General features: G+C 73.5%; 21 protein-coding genes and 1 pseudogene. 12 read left to right on the top strand and 10 right to left on the bottom strand.

The annotated features are described in order from the left end of the window. Positions 1-7 precede the first annotated feature (7 nt). The gene (locus tag NUV38_RS15575) at positions 8-703 is read right to left on the bottom strand and encodes an energy-coupling factor ABC transporter ATP-binding protein (protein ID WP_257729997.1); all 696 of its coding nucleotides are present in this window, start codon (positions 701-703) and stop codon (positions 8-10) included. Between the two features lie 41 nt (positions 704-744). Next, positions 745-1353 (bottom strand): biotin transporter BioY, encoded by a 609-nt coding sequence (locus tag NUV38_RS15570; RefSeq protein WP_257729996.1) that lies wholly within the window; start codon positions 1351-1353, stop codon positions 745-747. Between the two features lie 110 nt (positions 1354-1463). Between NUV38_RS15570 and NUV38_RS15565 the strand changes: the two genes are divergently transcribed. Together NUV38_RS15565 and NUV38_RS15560 are read left to right on the top strand one after the other, a co-directional pair. Next, complete coding sequence (locus NUV38_RS15565) at positions 1464-1946, top strand: TetR family transcriptional regulator (RefSeq protein ID WP_257729995.1); 483 nt, start codon at positions 1464-1466, stop codon at positions 1944-1946. 85 nt (positions 1947-2031) lie between these two features. Next, positions 2032-3141, top strand: coding sequence for a glycosyltransferase family 4 protein (locus NUV38_RS15560; protein WP_257729994.1), 1110 nt, complete (start codon positions 2032-2034; stop codon positions 3139-3141). Here NUV38_RS15560 and NUV38_RS15555 read toward each other — a convergent pair. The 4 genes from NUV38_RS15555 to NUV38_RS15540 form a co-directional block, all read right to left on the bottom strand. Then, positions 3125-3862 carry a class I SAM-dependent methyltransferase gene (locus tag NUV38_RS15555; RefSeq protein WP_257729993.1) on the bottom strand — a complete coding sequence of 246 codons (738 nt, stop codon included), beginning with the start codon at positions 3860-3862 and terminating at the stop codon, positions 3125-3127. The genes NUV38_RS15560 and NUV38_RS15555 overlap by 17 nt on opposite strands. 31 nt (positions 3863-3893) lie before the next feature. Continuing rightward, positions 3894-4526 carry a methyltransferase domain-containing protein gene (locus NUV38_RS15550; protein ID WP_257729992.1) on the bottom strand — a complete coding sequence of 211 codons (633 nt, stop codon included), beginning with the start codon at positions 4524-4526 and terminating at the stop codon, positions 3894-3896. A 31-nt stretch (positions 4527-4557) separates the two neighbouring features. Beyond that, a complete protein-coding gene (locus NUV38_RS15545; protein ID WP_257729991.1) occupies positions 4558-5307 on the bottom strand; it encodes an FkbM family methyltransferase in 750 nt (249 codons plus the stop codon). A gap of 94 nt (positions 5308-5401) precedes the next feature. Further along, positions 5402-6100 (bottom strand): FkbM family methyltransferase, encoded by a 699-nt coding sequence (locus NUV38_RS15540; RefSeq protein WP_257729990.1) that lies wholly within the window; start codon positions 6098-6100, stop codon positions 5402-5404. 81 nt (positions 6101-6181) lie between these two features. On the opposite strand from NUV38_RS15540, the gene NUV38_RS15535 reads away from it, so the two are divergent. The 8 genes from NUV38_RS15535 to NUV38_RS15500 all read left to right on the top strand — a co-directional run bounded on the left by NUV38_RS15535 (position 6182) and on the right by NUV38_RS15500 (position 13401). Then, complete coding sequence (locus NUV38_RS15535) at positions 6182-7342, top strand: hypothetical protein (RefSeq protein ID WP_257729989.1); 1161 nt, start codon at positions 6182-6184, stop codon at positions 7340-7342. Further along, positions 7339-8607, top strand: a complete 1269-nt coding sequence (locus NUV38_RS15530) for a lipopolysaccharide biosynthesis protein (protein ID WP_257729988.1) — start codon at positions 7339-7341, stop codon at positions 8605-8607. The genes NUV38_RS15535 and NUV38_RS15530 overlap by 4 nt, the downstream gene beginning before the upstream one ends. An 11-nt stretch (positions 8608-8618) precedes the next feature. Beyond that, positions 8619-9215: a DapH/DapD/GlmU-related protein gene (locus NUV38_RS17120; protein ID WP_308219704.1), complete on the top strand. Its 597-nt coding sequence runs from the start codon at positions 8619-8621 to the stop codon at positions 9213-9215. Further along, positions 9212-10066, top strand: a complete 855-nt coding sequence (locus NUV38_RS15520) for a methyltransferase domain-containing protein (RefSeq protein WP_257729987.1) — start codon at positions 9212-9214, stop codon at positions 10064-10066. The genes NUV38_RS17120 and NUV38_RS15520 overlap by 4 nt, the downstream gene beginning before the upstream one ends. An 82-nt stretch (positions 10067-10148) precedes the next feature. After that, positions 10149-10400: a hypothetical protein gene (locus NUV38_RS15515; RefSeq protein WP_055969676.1), complete on the top strand. Its 252-nt coding sequence runs from the start codon at positions 10149-10151 to the stop codon at positions 10398-10400. Between the two features lie 6 nt (positions 10401-10406). Beyond that, entirely contained in the window at positions 10407-11786 is a 1380-nt protein-coding gene (locus NUV38_RS15510; RefSeq protein ID WP_257729986.1) for a class I adenylate-forming enzyme family protein, read from the top strand. Further along, positions 11783-12571, top strand: coding sequence for an SDR family NAD(P)-dependent oxidoreductase (locus tag NUV38_RS15505; RefSeq protein WP_257729985.1), 789 nt, complete (start codon positions 11783-11785; stop codon positions 12569-12571). The genes NUV38_RS15510 and NUV38_RS15505 overlap by 4 nt, the downstream gene beginning before the upstream one ends. Beyond that, a complete protein-coding gene (locus tag NUV38_RS15500) occupies positions 12568-13401 on the top strand; it encodes an SGNH/GDSL hydrolase family protein (protein ID WP_257729984.1) in 834 nt (277 codons plus the stop codon). The genes NUV38_RS15505 and NUV38_RS15500 overlap by 4 nt, the downstream gene beginning before the upstream one ends. A 90-nt stretch (positions 13402-13491) precedes the next feature. Here NUV38_RS15500 and NUV38_RS15495 read toward each other — a convergent pair whose 3' ends face one another. Beyond that, a complete protein-coding gene (locus tag NUV38_RS15495) occupies positions 13492-14949 on the bottom strand; it encodes a GuaB1 family IMP dehydrogenase-related protein (RefSeq protein ID WP_257729983.1) in 1458 nt (485 codons plus the stop codon). 196 nt (positions 14950-15145) lie between these two features. Here NUV38_RS15495 and NUV38_RS15490 point away from each other — a divergent pair, with 196 nt between their 5' ends. After that, a complete protein-coding gene (locus NUV38_RS15490) occupies positions 15146-16159 on the top strand; it encodes a class I SAM-dependent methyltransferase (RefSeq protein ID WP_257729982.1) in 1014 nt (337 codons plus the stop codon). 16 nt (positions 16160-16175) lie between these two features. Here the strand turns inward: NUV38_RS15490 and NUV38_RS15485 are convergent, their stop codons facing one another. The 3 genes from NUV38_RS15485 to NUV38_RS15475 all read right to left on the bottom strand — a co-directional run bounded on the left by NUV38_RS15485 (position 16176) and on the right by NUV38_RS15475 (position 19029). Continuing rightward, positions 16176-17387, bottom strand: a complete 1212-nt coding sequence (locus tag NUV38_RS15485; protein WP_257729981.1) for a DUF563 domain-containing protein — start codon at positions 17385-17387, stop codon at positions 16176-16178. Continuing rightward, positions 17384-18175, bottom strand: coding sequence for an FkbM family methyltransferase (locus tag NUV38_RS15480; RefSeq protein ID WP_257729980.1), 792 nt, complete (start codon positions 18173-18175; stop codon positions 17384-17386). The genes NUV38_RS15485 and NUV38_RS15480 overlap by 4 nt, the downstream gene beginning before the upstream one ends. Before the next feature lie 128 nt (positions 18176-18303). Further along, a complete protein-coding gene (locus tag NUV38_RS15475) occupies positions 18304-19029 on the bottom strand; it encodes a class I SAM-dependent methyltransferase (RefSeq protein ID WP_257729979.1) in 726 nt (241 codons plus the stop codon). A 47-nt stretch (positions 19030-19076) separates the two neighbouring features. On the opposite strand from NUV38_RS15475, the pseudogene NUV38_RS15470 reads away from it, so the two are divergent. After that, positions 19077-19429, top strand: a pseudogene (locus tag NUV38_RS15470) (hypothetical protein); the annotation flags it as partial.

The following is a 19429-nucleotide window of genomic DNA, read 5'->3' as shown; positions in this document are numbered from 1 at the left end:
CCCCGCCTCATCGACGGGCACTCTCGACGTAGTGCGCCACGGCAGTCTCCGGGTCGGCGTCGACGCTCACGCGCCCGTCCTCGACCACGAGTGCGCGGTCGCAGCGGCGCGCGAGGGCGAGGTCGTGCGTGACGAGGAGGAGCTGCTGGGGCATGGAGAGCAGGCGTTCCTCCACCGCGCGGGCGTTGCGCAGGTCGAGCAGGGTGGTCGGCTCGTCGGCGACCACGACGGACGGCTCGCAGGCGAGCACGCCGGCGAGGGCCAGCATCTGCTGCTGACCGCCCGAGAGCGCGTGGACCGACGTGTCGGCGTGGTCGCCCAGGCCGATGTCGGCGAGCACGGCGCGGGCGCGGGCCTCGCGCTCGCGCTTGTCGGGGACGTGGCGGCGCAACGACAGCGCCACGTCCTCGAGCACGGTCGGCATCACGAGCTGCGCGGACGGCTGCGTGAACACGAAGCCCACCCGGCGACGCACCGCCGGACCGTCGGTGGCCACGTCGAGCCCGTCGACGCGCACGGTCCCGGTCGACGCCGTGACCAGGCCGTTCACGAGGCGCGCGAGCGTGGACTTGCCCGAGCCGTTGGCGCCCACGACGACGACCCGCTGCTCGGTGAGGCACGCGCTGACGTCGCGCAGCAGCGTCACGTGACCGTCGGCGGTGGGGGCCGTGACGGTGACGTCGGTCAGCTCGATCCTCGCCATGGGGTCAGTCTCGTCCAGCCGTCACGGGGTCCTCGTGGGGGTCATCGGCGGGCGAGCAGCTGCGGGAACGCACGGTGCACGGCGGCGGCGACGACCGCGGCGACGGCCAGCTTCACGAGGTCGGCGGGCACGTAGACCGCGGCACCCTTGAGCGTGGTCCAGAGCGGGGTGTCGGCGTAGAGGGCGATGCCCAGGCCGCCGGCGAACCAGCAGATCGCCTCGCCGACCAGCCCCCCGACGGCGACGACGACGGCCGTCACGGCCACTCCGGCGGCCCGGGCGCGCTCGACCGCGAACCCGACCGCGAGGGCGACGAACGGGAACGACCACAGGTACCCGGCGGTGACGCCGACGAACGGGGCGAGTCCGGCCTGGCCACCGGCGAGCACCGGCAGGCCGATCGCCCCGAGTGCCAGGTAGAGCGCGATCGCCAGGAACCCGCGCCGCGCGCCGAGCACCGCACCGGCGAGGAACACGGCGAACAGCTGGAGGGTCACCGGCACGCCGTTGACGCCGAAGGGCAGGGCGGCCACCACGGCGCACACCGCGGTGAGGGCGGCGAAGACCGCCACGAGCGCGAGGTCGGTGGTGGTGAGGCGGCGGGAGCGCGGCGAGGTGGTGCTGGACGGGGAGGTGCTGGTGCTGGGCATCGTGCGTCCTTCGGCCGATGGGGGGCGGAGTGCAGGAGACTGAACAGCGTTCAGGTGAACGCCGTTCAGGTAGTGTGGCACATCGGCGACCCGACCGGGAGGAGACCGCCGTGGCGAACAGCCTCGACGACGTCGTGGCGGGGTCCCTGCGCGTGCTCGACTCCTACGGTCTGGAGTTCTGCACCATGCGCCGGGTGGCCGCCGAGCTCGGCGTGCAGCCCGGTGCGCTGTACCACCACGTGGCCGACAAGCAGACCCTCCTGGGCCTCATGGCCGACCGGATCGTGGCCGACGTGGAGGTCGACGCGGACCTCGCGGCCACGTCCGCCCGGCTGCGCGACGCGATGCTGGCCGTGCGCGACGGTGCCGAGGTGGTGGCCACCACGGCAGCATTCCGGCTCGGGGTCTTCGCGCTCGAGGAGGCGCTCGCCGCGCACAGCGACCGCGACGTCGCCCGCACCCTGCTGCTCTACGTCGTGGGGCACACCCAGGCCACCCAGCTGCACCGCCAGGCCGCCGCCGTCGGCATCGTCGAGCCCGATCCCGACCTCGACGCCTCCTTCGAGCGAGGGCTCGCGATCATCCTGCGCTGACGTCGGACCCCGCCCTGGCGCGAAGCGCAACGACGTCGCCGCGCGAAGCGCCCCGACGTCGCCGCGGCGTTGCTAGCCTGCGCCTGTGCGGATCGCCTTCCTGGGGAACGGGATGACGGGCTACCTCGACGCCCAGTACCGAGCCCTCCATGCCCTCGGCCACGACCTGCTCGTGGTGCAGCCCGGCTCGCCCGACGTGGCCGTGGGCGCCATGCGCGACACCGCGTTCGGCGACCTCGGCATCGGTGAGTACGCCGACCACCTGCTGTGGTCGAGCGAGCCATCGCCTGCCGAGCTGGTCGAGCGGGTGTCGCGCTTCGACCCGGACGCGGTGGTGATGAGCGCGTGGAACTTCTCGCGGTCCTACCGTGCGGTGATGCGAGCGGTCCCGTCGTCGGTCGTGCGCATCCTGGTGATGGACAACCTCTGGCGCGGGGCGCCGCGACAGTGGCTGGGTCGCGCGGTGAGCCGCTGGTACGTCGCCACGGTCGCCGACGCGGCCATGGTGCCCAGCGAGCGCTCCGAGGTCTACGCCCGGATGCTGGGCTTCGGCGCGGCCGACGTCATCCGAGGCTCGCTCACCGCCGACGACGCGATCTTCCACAGCGAGGAGCGGACGGCCGACGAGATCGGGTCCCGTCGCCGGTTCCTGTGGTGCGGACGCCTCGTCGACCACAAGGGCGTCGACGTCCTGGCCGCGGCCTACCGCCGGTACCGGGAGCTGGCCGACGATCCGTGGGGCCTCGACGTGGTCGGCATGGGTCCCCAGGCCGAGCTGCTCGACGGCCTGGACGGCGTGGTCAGGCACGGCTTCCTCGCGCCGCCGGAGGTGGCCGAGCTGATGCGTCGGTCCTCGTGCTTCGTGCTGCCCTCGCACATCGAGCCGTACGGCGTCGTCGTCCACGAGGCGGCGGCGTGCGGCCTGCCCGTGCTGACCACGGACTTCGCCGGTGCCGCGGCAGGGTTCGTGCAGGACGGTGCCAACGGCTGGGTGGTGCCCGCCGGCGACGTCGAGGCGTGGGCGCGGGCGATGCTGCGCACGAGCGCGCTCCCGCCGGAGCGGCTGGCGAGCTTCTCCGCCGTCAGTCGGTCGCTGGCGCGTCGGACGACCCCGGCCACGTGGGCCGCGAACCTCGCCGAGCAGGTGGAGCGCCGGCAGGCTGCCGGCGGAGGTCGGCTCAGCGTCCGGGCTTGATCCAGAGGGCGGTGTCCCACACGCCGTTGGTGGTCCAGAGACGGCGCCACCCCCGGGTGCGCTCCACGAGCTCGGCCCAGTGGGGCGTCGCGGGGCGGCTCACGTGCCACGGGGACCGGGTGGTCGAGGGCAGGTAGGTCTCGGCGTTGTCGAGCACCAGGAGGCCACCGGGGCGCAGGAGGCTGAGGCCGCGCAGCGCGCACCGGTCGCGGTACTCGCCGTCGACGAGGACGAGCCCCAGCGACTCCGGCTCGAGCTCGGGTGCCGCGCCGACGTAGGCCGCCTCGTGCTCGGGCGTCTCGTACCCCAGCTCGTCGAAGGGCACGAGATGCAGGTCGACGTTCTCGACGTGCTCGTCGCGCAACCTCGCCGAGAGGTCGTCGTGCCACGCCCGTGCCCCCTCGACCGAGGTCACGGAGGCGACGCGCGGCGCCAGCCACAGCGTGGTCCCGCCCGAGCCCCACTCCAGGGCGCGGTCGTCGGGCAGCAGCAGGTCGTCCAGCGCCGCGACGGCGTCGGCCGTGAGCCATGGGGGCTTGTCGGCGCCCGCGCGTCGAGCGGCCCAGCGCACGGCCAAGGAGTCGGTGACGGTGCGGGGGAGGGTCCGAGGTCGCAGCTGCAGCGTCGGGGGCACGTGACCCGGGCGGCCCCCCGCCCACGCGGGGTGGCGGCGTCTCCAGATCGACGTGGCCAGCGCCGACGTGAGTCTTCCGGGCGGCATGGCAGGAGGATAGGACAGCGTCGGCACGGGGTCAGCGGACGGCCTCGACGGCCATCTGGGCCCCGCCCTCCTCGACCCGGTTGTCCAGGCCGTCCAGCTCGGGGTGGACGCTGCGTCCGAGGTCGGCACGGGCGACGGACGTGAACCCGGCACGGGTCAGCTCCGCGGAGAGCGTCTCGGCGTCGTAGACGTAGCCCTCGTGGTGACCGAACGACGCGATCGGGATGCGTACCCAGTCCAGGGGGTGCTCGACCGTCAGGCCCATGTCCTCGTACACGCGTGCCTCGGCGTGGCCGCACGGCGACGTGCCGGCGAGGTAGCGGTCGACGTGCGCGCGCAGGTCGGGCGTGACGAACCTGATCACCCCGCCCGGCCGCAGGCACCGGTGCGCCTCGGCCATGAGGGCACGACCGGCCGCGAGCGGCAGGTGCTCGATGACGTTGTCGGAGTACACGTGCGACAGCGCGCCGTCCTCGATCGGCCACGGCGCGGTGGCGTCGAGGTAGAGGCGCGTGACGGCGTTGACGTTCGTGACGACCCAGCCCGGACGGGGCTCGATGCCGCCGATCTCGAGCTTGAAGGGTCGCGGAGCCGCGGCCAGCGCTCGGGTGGCCCGCGCTCGCGCGACGGGGGTGTTGACGGTCATCACGGCGGGACGGACCACGGAACGGACTCGAGGGTGCACGGACGTCTTCCTAGCGATCGTGGGAGGTGAGGACGAAGAGGCCGTCGACCTGGAGCAGACGACCGTCCTGGTCGGAGAAGCCGGGGTCGAGCTGCTGCAACCGGTAGCCCGCGGCCTGCAGGTCGCGCACGAGCTCGTCGTGGAGGCGCTGGCCCGCGTAGAGCTCGACGAACGAGAGCTCGAGCTGGATCGCGGCGAACCGTCCGACGAGGTCGCCCGCGCCCTGCAGCACCTCGTCCTCGAAGCCCTGGGTGTCGATCTTCAGGAGGCTGCGCTCGGGGACGATCCCGTGCTCCTGCACGAGGAGGGCCACGGTCGTGACGTCGACGGGCTCGCTGGCCACGTAGTCCGACCCGGGTGCCGCGGTGCGGTGGGCGTCGGTCATCGGTCGGATCGAGGAGGAGAAGGAGTTGGCCGAGACGTTGATGGTGAGGCTGCCGGGCGCGGCGCCGACGGCAGCGTGGTGGACCGTCCAGCGCGGGTCCTTGGCGGCGCGCGCGGCGAGCTCGGCGTAGGCACCGCTCAGCGGCTCGTAGCCGTGGATCGTCCCGGCGTAGCCGGCGCTGCGCAGCAGGGTCGAGAACTGGCCGACGTTGGAGCCGACGTCGACGACCGTGTCGATCCCGCGCGAGCGCAGCGTGGCGGCCAGCCGGGACGCGTACGAGCCGCGGCCGATTTCGAGGTCGGCCCGCTGCAGCGCACGCCGCAGCGCGAGCTTGGCGGTCTCACGCACACGGTTGGTCAACGTCTGGTCGGACACGGGGCTCCCTCGCGGTTCGGCACCCATTCAACCTCGTCGGCTGGTCGAGGTTACGGGTCGCCGCGCGGGCGGGCGGGGACGGTGTGCCGACCCGTCAGGACCGGACGAAGATCCCGTCGGCCTGGAGCACGGCGCCGCCGGGGTCGGAGAACCCGGACTCGAGGGCCGCCAGCACGAAGCCGTGCGCGTAGGCGAAGGAGACGGCCTCGTCCACGAGCATCCCGCCCGCGTACAGGGGGACGAAGGAGAGCTCGAGCTGCAGTCCGACGGCGCGCTCGAGGGCCTGCGTCCCGCCGTCGAGGACCTCGCGCTCGAAGCCCTGGGTGTCGAGCTTCAGGAACGGACGCCGGGCCGGGTCGTCGGCCAGCTCGTCGTCGAGCCGGGCGACCGTGATGGTCTCGGTGGCGACGTAGCCGACCTGGGGTGCCGCGGCCACGTGCCGGTCGTCCATGGGCAGCAGGGAGCTGCTGTCGCTGTTGGACGCGACGTTGATCTCGGCCTGACCGGGCGTCGAGCCGAGGGCGCGGGGGCGGACCTCCCACGCGGCGTCGGGCGCCGACGTCGCGGCGAGGTCGGCGAACGCGGCGGCGAGAGGCTCGAACGACACGATCCGTCCGGCGTAGCCGAAGGAGCGGATCTCCTGGGCGAATCCTCCGCGCGCGGCGCCGACGTCGACGACGAGGTCGACGCCGAGGGCGTCGAGGAGTCGTTGACGGCGGGCCCCCGGGTGTCGGCGCAGGGCGAGCCCTCGGCGCGCCAGGCCGTGGACGGCGGTGTTCCTCAACCAGGACATCGTCACTCCTCTCGGAACCGGCGACCGGTCCCGGGGACGAATGTAGTCTTGGCGCGCCACCGGACGACGACAGGAGCGCGCATGGCGGACCGCACGGCGACGCTCGTCGTGGATCCGGACCACACGGGGCACCACTTCCAGTCGGTCTCGTTCGTCGTCGAGGAGGCCGCTCGATCGGGTCCCGTCGTGCTCCTCACGTCGCGCGGTGCCGCCGAGACCGAGGAGTTCGTGGCCCACCTGGGTGCGCAGAGCCGCGCGGGTGAGCTCGAGGTGGTCGAGGTGCTCGACGGAGTCCTCCCGCCCACCCGGTCGGTGGCCCTGGCCGTGGCCGAGCTGTGCCGGGCACGGTCCGACGTCGGGCACGTGCTCGTCATGGACGGTGACCAGCCGCTCAAGCGGTGGTGGCTCCACGCGCCGGCTGCGTTGCGCGCGTTACCGCGACGACCGCGGGTGACCTTCATGCTCACCCGCTACCCGGCCCGGCTCGCCCTGACCGACGTGACGGGGTGGCGGCTGCGGGTCCCGAAGGCGACTCTGGCGCTGCTCGCGATGGCGCGAGGCTGCCTGCACCGTGTCGTCGGCTTCTCCGGACGTGACGACCTGGGCACCGGTGTGGTGGTCCGCCGCATCGGAGATCCCAACGACGGCACGGCCCACGCCTCGGACCGGGCACGGTGGCGGGCCGAGCTCGACCTGCCCGCCGACACCCCTCTCGTGGGCGTCTTCGGGTTCGTGAGCGAGCGCCGCAACGCGCCGATGATCCTGGACGCCATCGTGGCCGAGGGCCTCGACGCGGTGCTGGTGGTCGCCGGCGCCCTCACGCCCGAGGTCCGAGCCTGGGTCGACGGGCTCGACCCGCAGCACCGCGGGCGGCTCCTCGTCCGGGACGCCTACCTCGATAACCCCACGCTCGACCGCTACATCGCCGCGATGGACGCGATCCCGCTGCTGCTCACCAACAACGGGCCGAGCGGCATCATGGGCAAGGCCGAGTCCGCCGGGGTCCCCGTGGTCACCGCCGGGTCGGTCGTGCGGGCCCGCGAGGCCCGGGCGCTGGGTGCAGGGGTGGCGTGCGACCTGGACGTCGGGTCGGTCGGACGTGCCCTGCGGACCGTGCTCGCGCCGGGCTACCGCGTGACGACGCGCGAAAGCGACCTCGTCACGCCCGGACGCTACGCCCGCGCGATGCTCGGCATCTCTGAGCAGTCGGGGCCGTCGGGGCCGTCGGGCGAGCCCGCGTGACCACCGCGCAGGAGACCGGACGCTGGGGCGAGCGGATCGCCTGGCTCGCCGTCGTCAGTGGCGGCTTCGTGGTCCAGCTGCTCATGACCGTCAGCGGCATCATCTCCGCGCGGCTTCTCGGCGTGGAGGGGCGCGGTGAGGTGGCCCTGGTCGTCGCGCTGTCCGGGACCGGAGCCGCCCTGACCCTCGGTGGGAGCCTGCCCAACGTCGTGATCAAGCGGCTCGCCGACCGGGGCGTCACCGCGCGCGACGGCATCGGTCACCTCGCGTCGCGGTGGTCGGTGCTGGCGGTGGTCTGCGCGGTGCCCTTCGGCGTCGTCTTCGTCCTCGCCCACGGTGGGCTCTCGGCGTCGAGCACGTGGTGGTTGGGCCTGGCGGTCGTCCTGCTCGCGCTCGAGAACATGGCGTTCCGCATCGTCACGTCGGCCCTGCTCGGTGAGGGCTCCTCGATGGCCCGGGTGGCCGTCGCGACCCTGCTCCCGCAGACCTTCGTCACGTTCGCGCTGGTGGTGGTCCTGCTGGTCACCGACAGCGCCACGGCCCTCGGGGTGTGCCTCGTGATGGTGGGCTCGTTCGCGCTCGGCCTCGCGGTCGGGGTGCGACTGCTCGCGCCTCGACGCGGAGGTGAGCCGCTCGAGGAGTCCGACCTGTGGCGCCTGGCCCGGTCCACCTACGTGGGCACCCTGGGACCGATCGACGGCCTCGGCCTCGACCGCATCCTCGTGGGCGCGGTCGCGGGCACGGTGTCGCTCGGTCTCTACGCCACGGCGGGCGCCCTCGCCTCGCTCGCGGCCATGCTGGGCTCCGGCATCGCCGTGGTGCTCCTGCCCCGCTTCTCGGCGGCCCAGGCCGCAGCCGGCGGTGACGGCCGGCTCGTGCGCCGCAGCCTGGTCCTCTGCGTGGGCGTGCTCGTGCCCATCGTCGTCGTGGTGGCCGTGCTCGCCGAGCCCGTCATCGAGATCGCCTTCGGCCCCGCGTTCCTCGACGCCGTGCCGATCGCCCACTGGCTCGTCCCCGCGATGGGCCTGCTGGGCCTGCGCCGCGTGCTCATCGCGATCCTCCAGGGACGGGAGCGCGGCGGCGTGGCGTCGCGCATCGAGTTCGCCCTGACCCCCGTCATGGTCGTCGGCGTGGTGCTGGCGGCGGGGTCGGACTCGGCGACCGCGGTGGCGATCGTGCTGCTGGGCGTGGCGGTCGTCAGCGTGTCGCTGCTGTCGGTCGCGGTTTGGCGCACAACGCCCCGAAGCCGGCCTCCGGTGCCCTAGGCTGACGCTCGATGGTCACCGAATCCGGGGTCGCCTCGTCGCCCGACCACCTCAGCTTCTCCCAGCTCGTCTTCTCCGACTACGAGCGCTACCGCCCGGGAGCGCGGGCCTCGTGGCCCGCCGTGATCGTGCGTCTGCCCTCGCTGCCCGGCCTGCTCGCGAGCCTGATCCTGCGCAGCCAGCAGTGCCTGTACCGCGCGGGCCGTCGCCGGCTCGCCGACCAGCTGCGCACCCTCGCCAACGTGCTCATCGGCGCCGACCTCGGTGCCGGGATGACCGTCGGGCCGGGCTTCATGATGGCCCACCCCGTGGGCACCACCATCGGCTTCGGACTGGTCATCGGCCGTGACGTGACGTTCGCCGGCGGCGTCACCTGCGCAGCCCGCTATTACGACGAGCGGGGCGCCGACAACCAGGAGTTCGCCACGATCGGCGACGGAGCGGTCATCGGTGCCAACGCCGTGCTCGTCGGCGGAGTCACGATCGGGCGTCGGGCCATGGTCGGGGCCAACTCCGTGGTGCTGTCCGACGTCCCCGACGGCGCCGTCGTCATGGGGTCCCCGGCCCGCCGGGTCGGATCACGCGACGTCACGGAGGCAGCCTCATGAGCCAGGGACCCACCTACGAGCCGGCCGCGCACTACGACCACGTCACGGCCGCGTGGCAGCTCCTGCTGGGCGACGAGCTGCACTACGGCGTGTTCGACGACGGTGACGAGCCGCTCGACGTGGCCACCGCGGCGCTCACCCGCCGCATGGTCGAGGCCGCGCGCCTCCCGGAGGCCGCCGCCTCCGGCGCGACGCTGCGCCTGCTCGACGTCGGCTGCGGCTCGGGCGGGCCTGCGCGCGCCCTCGCGACCGGCTTCGGGGTCGAGGTCGTGGGCATCACCACGAGCGCGGTCGGCGTGGAGACGGCACGGCAGCGCGCCGCCGACCTGGGCGTCGAGGGCGTGAGCTTCGAGCAGCGCGACGGCACCGACAACGAGTTCCCCGACGCGTCGTTCGACGTGGCCTGGGCGCTGGAGTCGGCGCACCTGATGCGTGATCGTCCTGCGCTGCTGTCCGAGTGCGCCCGGGTGGTCCGACCCGGCGGTCGGGTCGTCCTGTGCGACCTGCTGCGGCACCGCGAGATCCCCTTCGCCGAGGTCCGCGCACGCCGTGAGGACTTCGCGACCCTGCGCGCGGCCTTCGGTGACGCCCACTTCGAGCCGCTCGACTACTACGCCGACGCCCTGGCGGCGCTCGGCCTCGAGGTGGAGGTGGCCGACGACCTCACGCAGCACACCCTGCCGACGTTCGACCGGTGGCGCGCCAACGCCGCCACCCACCGCGACGCGGTGGTCGAGCTCATCGGCCAGGAGGGCCACGAGGCCTTCGTGCGCTCGTGCGACGTGCTCGAGGAGCTCTGGCGCGACGGCACCTTCGGCTACGGGATCGTGGCCGCCCGCCGACCCGACTGACTCCGCACGTGACGCCCGCCCGGTCACGTCGTTGTGCACGGCGTGGCGGACCAGCCACCTTCCCCGAGACGCAGGAGACAGCATGAGCACCGCGCCCGCCGACGTCGAACGCACGGTCGTCGCGTTCCTCACGAGCCTCGACAAGCTGCCCGAGGGCTTCGACGCCACGACGCCGCTGTACGTCGGGGGTGCGGACCTGGACTCGCTCGAGACCGCGGAGCTCTCGGCCACGCTCGAGGACGAGCACGGCAGCGACCCCTACTCCGCGGGTGACATGCCGCAGACGCTCGCGGACATCCAGGCGTTCTACGCCTCGGTCGCCGGCGCCTCCTAGACCGTCGTGCACGAGCTGCTGCGCCGGGTCGTCGACGTCGACCCCGACCGGGTGGCCGTCGTGACCCACGACGGCTCGTGGACGTACGCGCAGGTCCTCGAGGCAGCCGAGCGTGCAGCATCGGCACTGACCGGCCTCGCCGGCGACGCGCAGGGCGGCCGCCGGATCGGCGTCGTCGACTTCGAGGCGGCCGACGTCCTGCCGCTGCTCGCGGCCGCCTCGCTGGTGGGGGCCGAGGTCTGCCTCTACCCGCCCGTGGAGCCGGACGAGGTCGCCGACCTGGCACGTCGGCTCGACCACGACGTGCTCGTGACCGACCGCGACGACCTCGGCGGTGCCGCCGCCACCGTGCTCGACGTCCGCGACCTGCTCGGCGACGACTCCCGCGGCCCCGTCGCCGAGACCGTCGCGGCGGGAGGGGCGCGCCCCCACCTCGTCCTCACCACCGGCACCACGGGAGCGCCGCGGGGCGTGCGGCACGACTGGGAGCGGCTGCTGCGCGGGGTCCGTCGGGTCGGACCGGCCCCCGAGCAGCGCTGGCTGCTGGCGTACGGGCTGCACCAGTTCGCCGGGCTGCAGGTGCTGCTGCACGTGCTCGCCGCGGGCGCCACGCTCGTGGCCCCCGCCCCCCGCCGCCCTCGCGAGGGGTTGGCCGCCATGCGCGCGCTCGGCGTCACCCACGCCAGCGCCACCCCCACCTACTGGCGCTTCCTGCTGGCCGAGGCGCGGGGTGACGGTCTCGGTCTCCCGCCGCTCGAGCAGGTCACGATGGGCGGGGAGGCGATCCCCGGTCCGCTGCTCGGCGACGTGCGCGCCGCCTTCCCGTCGGCCTCGGTGTCGCAGGTCTACGCGGCGTCGGAGTTCGGGTCCACCGGGTCGCAGCGCGACGACCGCCCCGGCCTCTCGACCGACGTCCTCGATCGCGGCGACGACGCCGACGTCGACCTGCGGATCGTCGACGGCGAGCTGTGGATCCGGTCGCGCACCGGCATGCTCGGCTACCACGGCGACGAGCCGGTCGATCCCGACGCGTGGCGCCCCACCGGGGACCTCGTCGAGGTCGTCGACGACCGCATCCTCTTCCGCGGCCGGTCCTCGGAGGTGATCAACGTCGGCGGGGTCAAGGTCCACCCGCTGCCGATCGAGGAGCGCGTCGGCGCGGTGCCCGGCGTCGACGTCGCCCGCGTGTTCGCCCGCCCCAACCCCATGACCGGGTCGGTCGTGGCGCTCGAGGTCGTGGCCGCACCAGGACACGACCACGACGCCCTCAAGGCGAGCCTCAAGGCCGCCTGCTCCGACCTCCCCCCAGCCGCCCGCCCCCGCAGCATCCGCTTCGTCGACGACGTCGCGACCGCCGGCGGGAAGATCGTCAGGAGACAGCAGTGACCAGTCCCGAGCAGACCGAGCCGAGTGAGCCGACCGAGCCGACCGGGCAGACCGGGGGACGCGTCGTCATCGTCACCGGCGGCAGCCGTGGTCTGGGTGCCGGCATCGTCCGGTCCTACCTCGCCGAGGGCGACCTGGTGGCCACCTGCTCGCGCAGCCGCACCGACGAGGTCGACGCGTGGGAGTCCGACCCGGCCACGGCCGACCGCTTCCTCTTCCAGCCCGCCGACCTGTCCCGGGTGGAGGACGCCGAGGCGTTCGTGAAGTCCGTGATCGACCGGTGGGGGCGGGTCGACGTGCTCATCAACAACGCCGGCGTGGCCCGTGACGGGATCCTGGCGCTGTTCTCCGACGACGACGTCGACACCGTGGTCGACCTCAACATCAAGGGCACCGTCTACATGACCCGCCTGGTGAGCCGCCGCATGCTCGCACGGCGCAGCGGCCACATCGTCAACATCTCGTCCATCGTCGGCCTGTCGGGCTACCGGGGTCTCGCCGTGTACAGCGCGTCGAAGGCGGCGCTCGACGGCATGACCCGTGCCCTCGCCCGCGAGCTCGGCTCGCGAGGGATCGTGGTCAACGGCATCGCCCCCGGCTACCTGCGCACCGAGATGAGCCACGGGCTCGACGAGGGCCAGCTGGTCCAGATCGAGCGGCGCACCCCGGCCGGTCGCCTCGGCGACCCCGAGGACATCGCCCGCGTGTGCCGGTTCCTGACCGACCCCGCGAACACCTACCTCACCGGACAGGTCCTGGTCGTCGACGGTGGTCTGACGGCGTGACCACCTCGGACCCGTCGGGGACGGACGGCGCGGCAGCGCTCCCGCTGCCGGTCCGCGTGCTCGTCAAGGGTGCGTCGACCGTCAACTGGATCTCCTGGATGGGCGGTCCGCGGACCGACTTCATCTTCCCGCGGGTGATCGAGGAGCGGCTGCTCGCGAGCGGGCGCCCGTGCACCGTCCAGACCCACAGCGTCGCGTCGGAGCCCACCCACAGCGTCCTGCAGACGTGGGAGCGCGAGGTCCTGGGCTTCTCGCCCGACGCCATCGTCCTCGTCTACGGCCACTACGAGACCATCCACCTGCTCCTGCCACGGTGGCTCGAGCGCCACGCCAACAGCCTGCGCGGGCGGCCGCGCGGGCTGCGTCTGCTGTACCGGCGCCGACTGGTCCGGCCGGTGTGGATGTTCCTCGCGCGCGTCCAGGCCGCGGTCGACGTCAGGATCGGCCACCGTGTGCGCACGCGGCGTCACGAGCAGGTCGTGGCCGATCTCGAGGCCTACGTGCGCCACGTGCGCAAGGTCGGGAGCCCGCTGGTGCACCTGGTCGAGCTGCTGCCCCCGCACGAGAAGTACGTGAGCTGGTTCCCGGGCATGCCGCGGCGCATCCACCGCATGAACGAGGCGCTCGAGGGCCTCGTCCGCCGCCTCGACGACCCCGAGGTCCGGTTCGTGCGCGTGGCCGACCTGGTCGACTCGGTGGCCGGGGGCGACCTGGCCGTGGCCATCCCTGACGGCTTCCACTACTCGCCTGCGATGCACCGTGCCGTCGGCGAACGGATCGCGCAGAGCATCGGCACCTGGGCCGACTCCCAGCCTCACCTCACCCGCTGACCAGTCCTCGAGCTGCCCGTTCCCCGAGCCTGTCGAGGGGTGGCTCCTCGACTCGGAGGCCGGTGTCGAGAGGCCGGAGGGGCGGCGGCCCTACCAGGACCGGTGCAGGGGGCGGCCCTCGTCGTAGCCGGCCGAGCTCTGCAGCCCGACGACCGCGCGGTCGGCGAACTCCGGGAGCGAGCGGGCGCCGGCGTACGTGAAGCTGGAGCGGACGCCCGCGGCGATCGCGTCCACGAGGTCCTCGACGCCGGGACGCTCCGGGTCGAGGTACATCCGCGAGGAGCTGATGCCCTCCTCGAACAGCGCCATGCGAGCCCGCTCGAAGCCGGCGGCGTCGCGGGTGCGGTTGGCCACCGCCCGCGAGCTCGCCATCCCGAACGACTCCTTGTAGGCGCGACCGTCGGCGTCGACCTTGAGGTCGCCGGGGCTCTCGAGCGTCCCGGCGAACCACGACCCGATCATCACGTTGGCCGCCCCGGCGGCGAGCGCGAGCGCGACGTCGCGCGGGTAGCGGACCCCGCCGTCGGCCCAGACGTGGGCGCCGAGCTCGCCGGCGGCAGCGGCGCACTCGAGGACCGCCGAGAACTGGGGACGCCCCACGCCGGTCATCATGCGCGTGGTGCACATCGCACCCGGCCCGACGCCCACCTTCACGATGTCGGCACCGGCCGCGACCAGGTCGCGGACGCCGTCGGCGGACACCACGTTGCCGGCCGCGATCGGGATGCGGCGCCCGGTGCGTGCGGCCGCCTCGTCGCGGACCTCGCGGACGAGCGGCAGGGCGTCGAGCATCTTGTGCTGGTGGCCGTGGGCGGTGTCGACGACGAGCACGTCCACGCCCGCCTCCAGCAGCGCCTGCGCCTTGGCGCGCACGTCGCCGTTGATGCCGACCGCCGCGCCCACCACCAGGCGGCCGTCCGGGTCGGTGGCGGGGGCGTAGAGGGTGGAGCGCAGGGCACCCGTGCGGGTGACGACGCCGACCATGCGGTCCTCCTCGACGACCGGTGCGACGGCGAGGTGGCTCCCCGCCAGGGCGTCGAAGTAGTCCCGGGGGTCGAGGCCGGCCGCGACGGTGCGCACGTCGGTGCTCATGACCTCCTGGACCTGGGTGAACCGGTCGACCTCGAGGCCGTCGCGCTCGGTCACCAGCCCCAGGGGCCGGCCGTCCTCGACGACGACCAGGGCGCCGTGCGCGCGCTTGGGCAGCAGGCTGAGCGCCTCGCCCACCGTGGTCGTCGGCGGCACGGTGACGGGGGTGTCGTACAGGGTGTGCGCGGCCTTGACCCGCTGCACCGTCGCGGCCACGACGTCGAGCGGGATGTCCTGGGGGATGATCGCGATGCCACCACGGCGGGCGATCGTCTCGGCCATCCGGCGGCCCGAGATGGCCGTCATGTTCGCCACGACGAGCGGGATGGTGGTGCCCGTCCCGTCGCCGGTCGAGAGGTCGACGTCGAACCGCGACGTGACCTCGGACCGTCGCGGCACCATGAAGACGTCGCTGTACGTGAGGTCGTGCGAGGGCTGCAGGCCGTTGAGGAACTCCACGCGCGGAAGTCTAGGTCGCAGCCGGGTGACCGGTACCGGGTGACCTGGGCCGCCCTGGCTCGTTGAGACCGGTGGACCGCCGCCCGCGCGTGTCCTGGGAGGACCTGACGATGCATCTCGCCACCGCGACCACACCGCTGCCGAGGCGCGGCGATTCGCCCGTCCCCGGCGTCCCGGCCTCCGTACGATCGCTCGCATGACGACGACCCCATCGGTCCCCGCCCACCGGCCGCCCTCGGCGAAGGAGCGCGCCGCCAAGGTCCTGCCCGGCCCGGTCGTCTCCGGGCTCGACCGCGCGGTCTTCGGCTTGAGGCGCGGTCGCGTGCGTGCTGCCCACGCCGTCCTCGGCAAGGCGGGCCTCAACATCGTCAAGCGGGCCGACTACTACTCCACGCTGCCCGTGCTGTCCGAGATCGAGGACACCCGCGAGCGGTGGGACCGACCGAGCGCCCTGGCGGGGCTCGACCTCGACGTCGATGCGCTCACGACGACCCTGCGGGGGCTGGTGGAGCGGTGGGAGCCGGAGTTCGGCCGGGTCACCGGTGACTACCTGGACAACACCGGACGCGGCTTCGGCCCGGGCTACCCGCAGCTCGACGCCCGCACGCTCTACTACGTCCTGCGCGAGCACAAGCCGCGTCGCTACCTCGAGGTCGGGTCGGGGCTCTCGACCTACTACGCCTCCCTCGCCGCGCAGCAGAACGCCGCCGAGGGGTCCCCGCTGAGCCTCACCTGCATCGAGCCCTACCCGTTCGACGCCCTGCGCACCCTGCCCGACTTCGAGCTCGTCGAGGGCTTCGTCCAGGACGTGCCGCTCAGCCGGTTCGAGAACCTCGAGGACGGCGACGTGCTGTTCATCGACTCCTCCCACGCGCTGAAGATCGACAGCGACGTCGCCTACCTCTTCCTCGAGGTGCTGCCCGCGCTCGCCCCCGGCGTGCACGTGCACATCCACGACGTCCACTTCCCGTACAACACGCCGTTCCCGGCCGACACGTGGCTGTTCGGCGAGCGCTGGCCCGTGTACTGGAACGAGGCGATGGTGGTGCAGACGTTCCTGGCGTTCAACAGCGCCTTCGAGGTCACGCTCTCGACACCCCTGGTGCGCCACCACCACGAGGAGGTCCTCGGCGAGCTGCTCGACGACTACGTGCCCCTGGCCGACGACCCGAACCCGCCGTCGTCGCTCTGGATCCGCCGGGTGCGCTGACGGCGCTCTCGGCTCCTCAGGCCGACAGCAGGTCCGACAGCGCGTCGAGCACCGTGTCGACGGGCACGTCGACGTCGGCCTGCACCCGGTTCATCGCGCGCTCCCGGCGCTCGTGCTCCACCGGCTCGGCCACGACGTAGCGGTACGTCGAGCCCGGCACGTTGTCGGTGATCGCCCAGTAGCCCGGGTTCAGGTAGCGGGGCGCGAACAGCTCGAGCACGCGCACGCCCTCGGGCGCGAAGTTCAGGTTCACCAGCCCGGCGCCGTGCGGCGCCACCACGACGTCGGCGGCGGCGAAGTGGTCGATCTGCTCCTGGACGTCCACCGAGCCGGGGTCGAAGCGGACGAAGCCCTGGCGCTCCAGGTGCGGCAGCAGGTCCGCCTCCTGGACGTACCGGCGGGTGTTCGGGCGGTCACCGCGGGTGACGTAGAGCCGCCGAGGCCGGTCGGACACGTCACGGGCAGGCAGGTTCTCGCGCAGCCACGCGGTGACCCAGGGCGGCGCGAGGGTGGTCTGGTTGTCGACCGCCGGCACCAGCAGGCGCTCGGCCCGCAGGTGCATCCCCGCCGACGGCTCGACGAGGTGCAGCCGGTCGAGCCCGGTCATGGCCACGAGCTGCCGGTCCCAGCGGCTGGTGTGGCCGACCACCACGCGGTCGGGCCGCTCGCCGGGGAACAGCTCCTGGAACAGGCCCCAGCGTGGCAGCGCGTCCATGAGGGAGTGGTAGTAGTTGCGTCCCGACGCGTGCGAGGCGAGTGACAGCACCGTGCCGGTCACGTCCTCGGGCGCCGGCATCCGCAGGCGCAGGTGCACGGGGTGCTCGGTCGGCCGACGGATCCCGAAGTAGTGGCTGGTCTCGAGGTCGAGCGTGCCCGCGGGCGTGATCGTCGCGGCCGACTCGCCCACGAGGCGTCCACCCCTGACCTCGAGCACCGAGCGCGGAGGGCGACGCAGGACCCGCACGTCGTCCCAGAACCGCAGGCCGGTGGGCCGCCCGACGGGCTCCTGGCGCACCAGGTCGAGCGGCCGGCCCACCTCGTGCACCCGGACGGTGTCCGGCTCGCCGGCGGCGGTCGCGCGCGACGTCGGGCTGACCTGCGCGGGCGCCGAGCGCGGTCCGCCGTCACCGACGGCCCGGGCGAGCACCCCCACGCCCCGCGTGGCCGCCCGGTGGGTCCGCTTCGCGGCGGGCCACAGCGGCATGAGGGCCGGCGGCAGTCGGGTCATGCGACGCGCGAGAACCAGGCGTTGCCCAGGCCGGGCTTGTCGGTGGAGGGCTCGTCGCGCACGAGGGTCAGCCCCACGTCGCCGAGGAAGCGGGTGAGGTCGCCCAGGTCGTGACCGGGCACCGGGTGGTACTCCATGACCACGCGCTGGACGTCGGTCCACAGGGCCGGGTCGCTGCCGAGGATGTAGCCGTACTCGGCTCCCTCGGCGTCACTCTTGAGCAGGTCGATGCGTCCGCCGGCGGCCGCGTGCACGTCCGCGAAGGTCACGCACGGCACCTCGACCTCGGTGCCGAGACCGTCAGGGGCCGTCAGCCCGTTGTGCGCGCTGGCCTCGCCGTTGTCGACGAACCGCAGCGTGCCGCGGTGGTCGGAGACGGCCTCCGCGTGGACGTGGAGCCGTTCGGAGAACCCGTTGGCGTCGGCGTTGCGGCGGGTCCAGACGGCGGTCGAGGGCGAGGCCTCGTAGGCGTGCACCGTGGCGCCCGGTGCCCGCGAGCAGACGGCCGTCGAGAAGCTGCCGATGTGCGCGCCGACGTCGACCGCCACGAAGTCGGGTCGCAGGCCCGCCACCAGCTCGTCGACGCGGTACACGTCGTCGGCCGTGATCTCGTAGACCGGGAAGCGCGCCCCGGGCGAGTTAGGGGTGTGGATCGTCAGTCCGGAGCGGGTCCGGAAGGTGACCTCGCCACCGCGCGCCATCGCCGCCAGGAGCTGGGGCCCGTTCCGGAAGTGGGTGAACGACTGGCGCACCCGCCGGGTCGTGTACCCGAGTCCGCGCAGTGCCATGTCTCTCCTTCGTCGACGAACCTCGACCATTCAACCGCGCACGGCGGCGAAGGTCACGGGGCGGTGCACGTCGGGATCGGCCGCCGCGCCCGCCAGGTCGGTGGCGTGGTCGGGGCTCGTCACGACGCTCACCGCAGGTCGAAGAGCAGGGTCTCGGGCTGCTGCGACCCGAGGGGCGGGCTGCTCTTCTGCACGCGGGATCGCACGCCGCGCAGCAGGTGACGCAGCCGCAGGCTCCCGCTCTGGGCCGTGTTCTGGTCGAACAGCTCGCGGACCCGCGACAGCGTGGACTCCTCCACCGGCTGGCGTCCGGTCTCGCGGGCGTACTGCAGGAGGGCGGGGAGGTCGAGCTCCTCCCAGGTGGCGGTCTCGGTGGTCTCGGGTGCGGCGAAGAGGCCGGAGGCGCCGAGCGTGTCGGTGACGGGAGCGGCCGCGACAGGTCGGCGTCCGACCACCTCGCGCAGGCGACGGACCCACGGCAGGTTCTCGTCGTGCGTGCGCGACAGCGTCGACAGCACGCCACCGGGACGCAGGACACGGGCGTACTCGGCCAGCACGGTCTGGTCGTCGTAGAGCTGGGGGGCCACCACGGCGTCGAAGGAGTCGGCCACGAAGGGGAGCCGGGGGCCGGCGGAGCGCACGTAGAGGACCTCCTCGGAGCGCACCGCACGCACGTCGTCGCCGGCCACCACGACCTCGTGGCCCTGGGCCGCGAGCCTGAACGCGAGCGAGGAGTCCTCGAGGAGGAGCACGCAGGACAGTCGGTCGCCCACCAACCACTTGACGAGTCGGTCGTGCGCCTCGTCGGTCCCGGGGGACGAGACGCGGGCCGACTGGTCGAACAGCTCGCTCACCCCCGCAGGCTACCGGTCGGACCGCGCCCGCTCGGTACGCTTCGGGCGTGTCAGCCTCCCCCGATCCGTTCCTGCCCGCGGCCTCCCTCGAGGGCGTGCCGTCGGCGTTCGCCGCCACCCGTGACGGCATCGACGCCCTGCTGCGCGACCGCGGGCTGCGTCGGAGCACCCCGGAGGACACGGCCCGTTCCCTCCTCCTGGGCGCGGTGGCGACCGCACGGCTCGAGGGCAGCGACCTCCCCGCGGTCGACGGCGACCACGATCCCGCGGTCGAGCTGCTCGCGGCCGGCGGAGGTGACGCCGTCGCGCGTGCCGCGGTCCGGCTCGGCACGGAGCTGCTGGGCCTCGTGCCGGTGTGGAGCCGCTCGCCGCTCCAGGCGTTCGCGCACCTGCACGCCCT

The organism is Aeromicrobium sp. 50.2.37, assembly GCF_024655735.1.
In the GTDB taxonomy this organism is placed as follows: domain Bacteria; phylum Actinomycetota; class Actinomycetes; order Propionibacteriales; family Nocardioidaceae; genus Aeromicrobium.
Note: the sequence above shows the minus strand (reverse complement) of the source record. Positions and strands in the feature narration are given on the sequence as shown.

What these genes read in the sequence shown, in the direction of transcription:
- NUV38_RS15575 (WP_257729997.1), bottom strand. Translation starts at nt 703, where the DNA reads ATGGCGAGGATCGAGCTGACCGACGTCACCGTCACGGCCCCCACCGCC.
- NUV38_RS15570 (WP_257729996.1), bottom strand. Translation starts at nt 1,353, where the DNA reads ATGCCCAGCACCAGCACCTCCCCGTCCAGCACCACCTCGCCGCGCTCC.
- NUV38_RS15555 (WP_257729993.1), bottom strand. Translation starts at nt 3,862, where the DNA reads ATGCCGCCCGGAAGACTCACGTCGGCGCTGGCCACGTCGATCTGGAGA.
- NUV38_RS15540 (WP_257729990.1), bottom strand. Translation starts at nt 6,100, where the DNA reads ATGTCCTGGTTGAGGAACACCGCCGTCCACGGCCTGGCGCGCCGAGGG.
- NUV38_RS15535 (WP_257729989.1), top strand. Translation starts at nt 6,182, where the DNA reads ATGGCGGACCGCACGGCGACGCTCGTCGTGGATCCGGACCACACGGGG.
- NUV38_RS17120 (WP_308219704.1), top strand. Translation starts at nt 8,619, where the DNA reads ATGGTCACCGAATCCGGGGTCGCCTCGTCGCCCGACCACCTCAGCTTC.
- NUV38_RS15520 (WP_257729987.1), top strand. Translation starts at nt 9,212, where the DNA reads ATGAGCCAGGGACCCACCTACGAGCCGGCCGCGCACTACGACCACGTC.
- NUV38_RS15515 (WP_055969676.1), top strand. Translation starts at nt 10,149, where the DNA reads ATGAGCACCGCGCCCGCCGACGTCGAACGCACGGTCGTCGCGTTCCTC.
- NUV38_RS15490 (WP_257729982.1), top strand. Translation starts at nt 15,146, where the DNA reads ATGACGACGACCCCATCGGTCCCCGCCCACCGGCCGCCCTCGGCGAAG.
- NUV38_RS15485 (WP_257729981.1), bottom strand. Translation starts at nt 17,387, where the DNA reads ATGACCCGACTGCCGCCGGCCCTCATGCCGCTGTGGCCCGCCGCGAAG.
- NUV38_RS15480 (WP_257729980.1), bottom strand. Translation starts at nt 18,175, where the DNA reads ATGGCACTGCGCGGACTCGGGTACACGACCCGGCGGGTGCGCCAGTCG.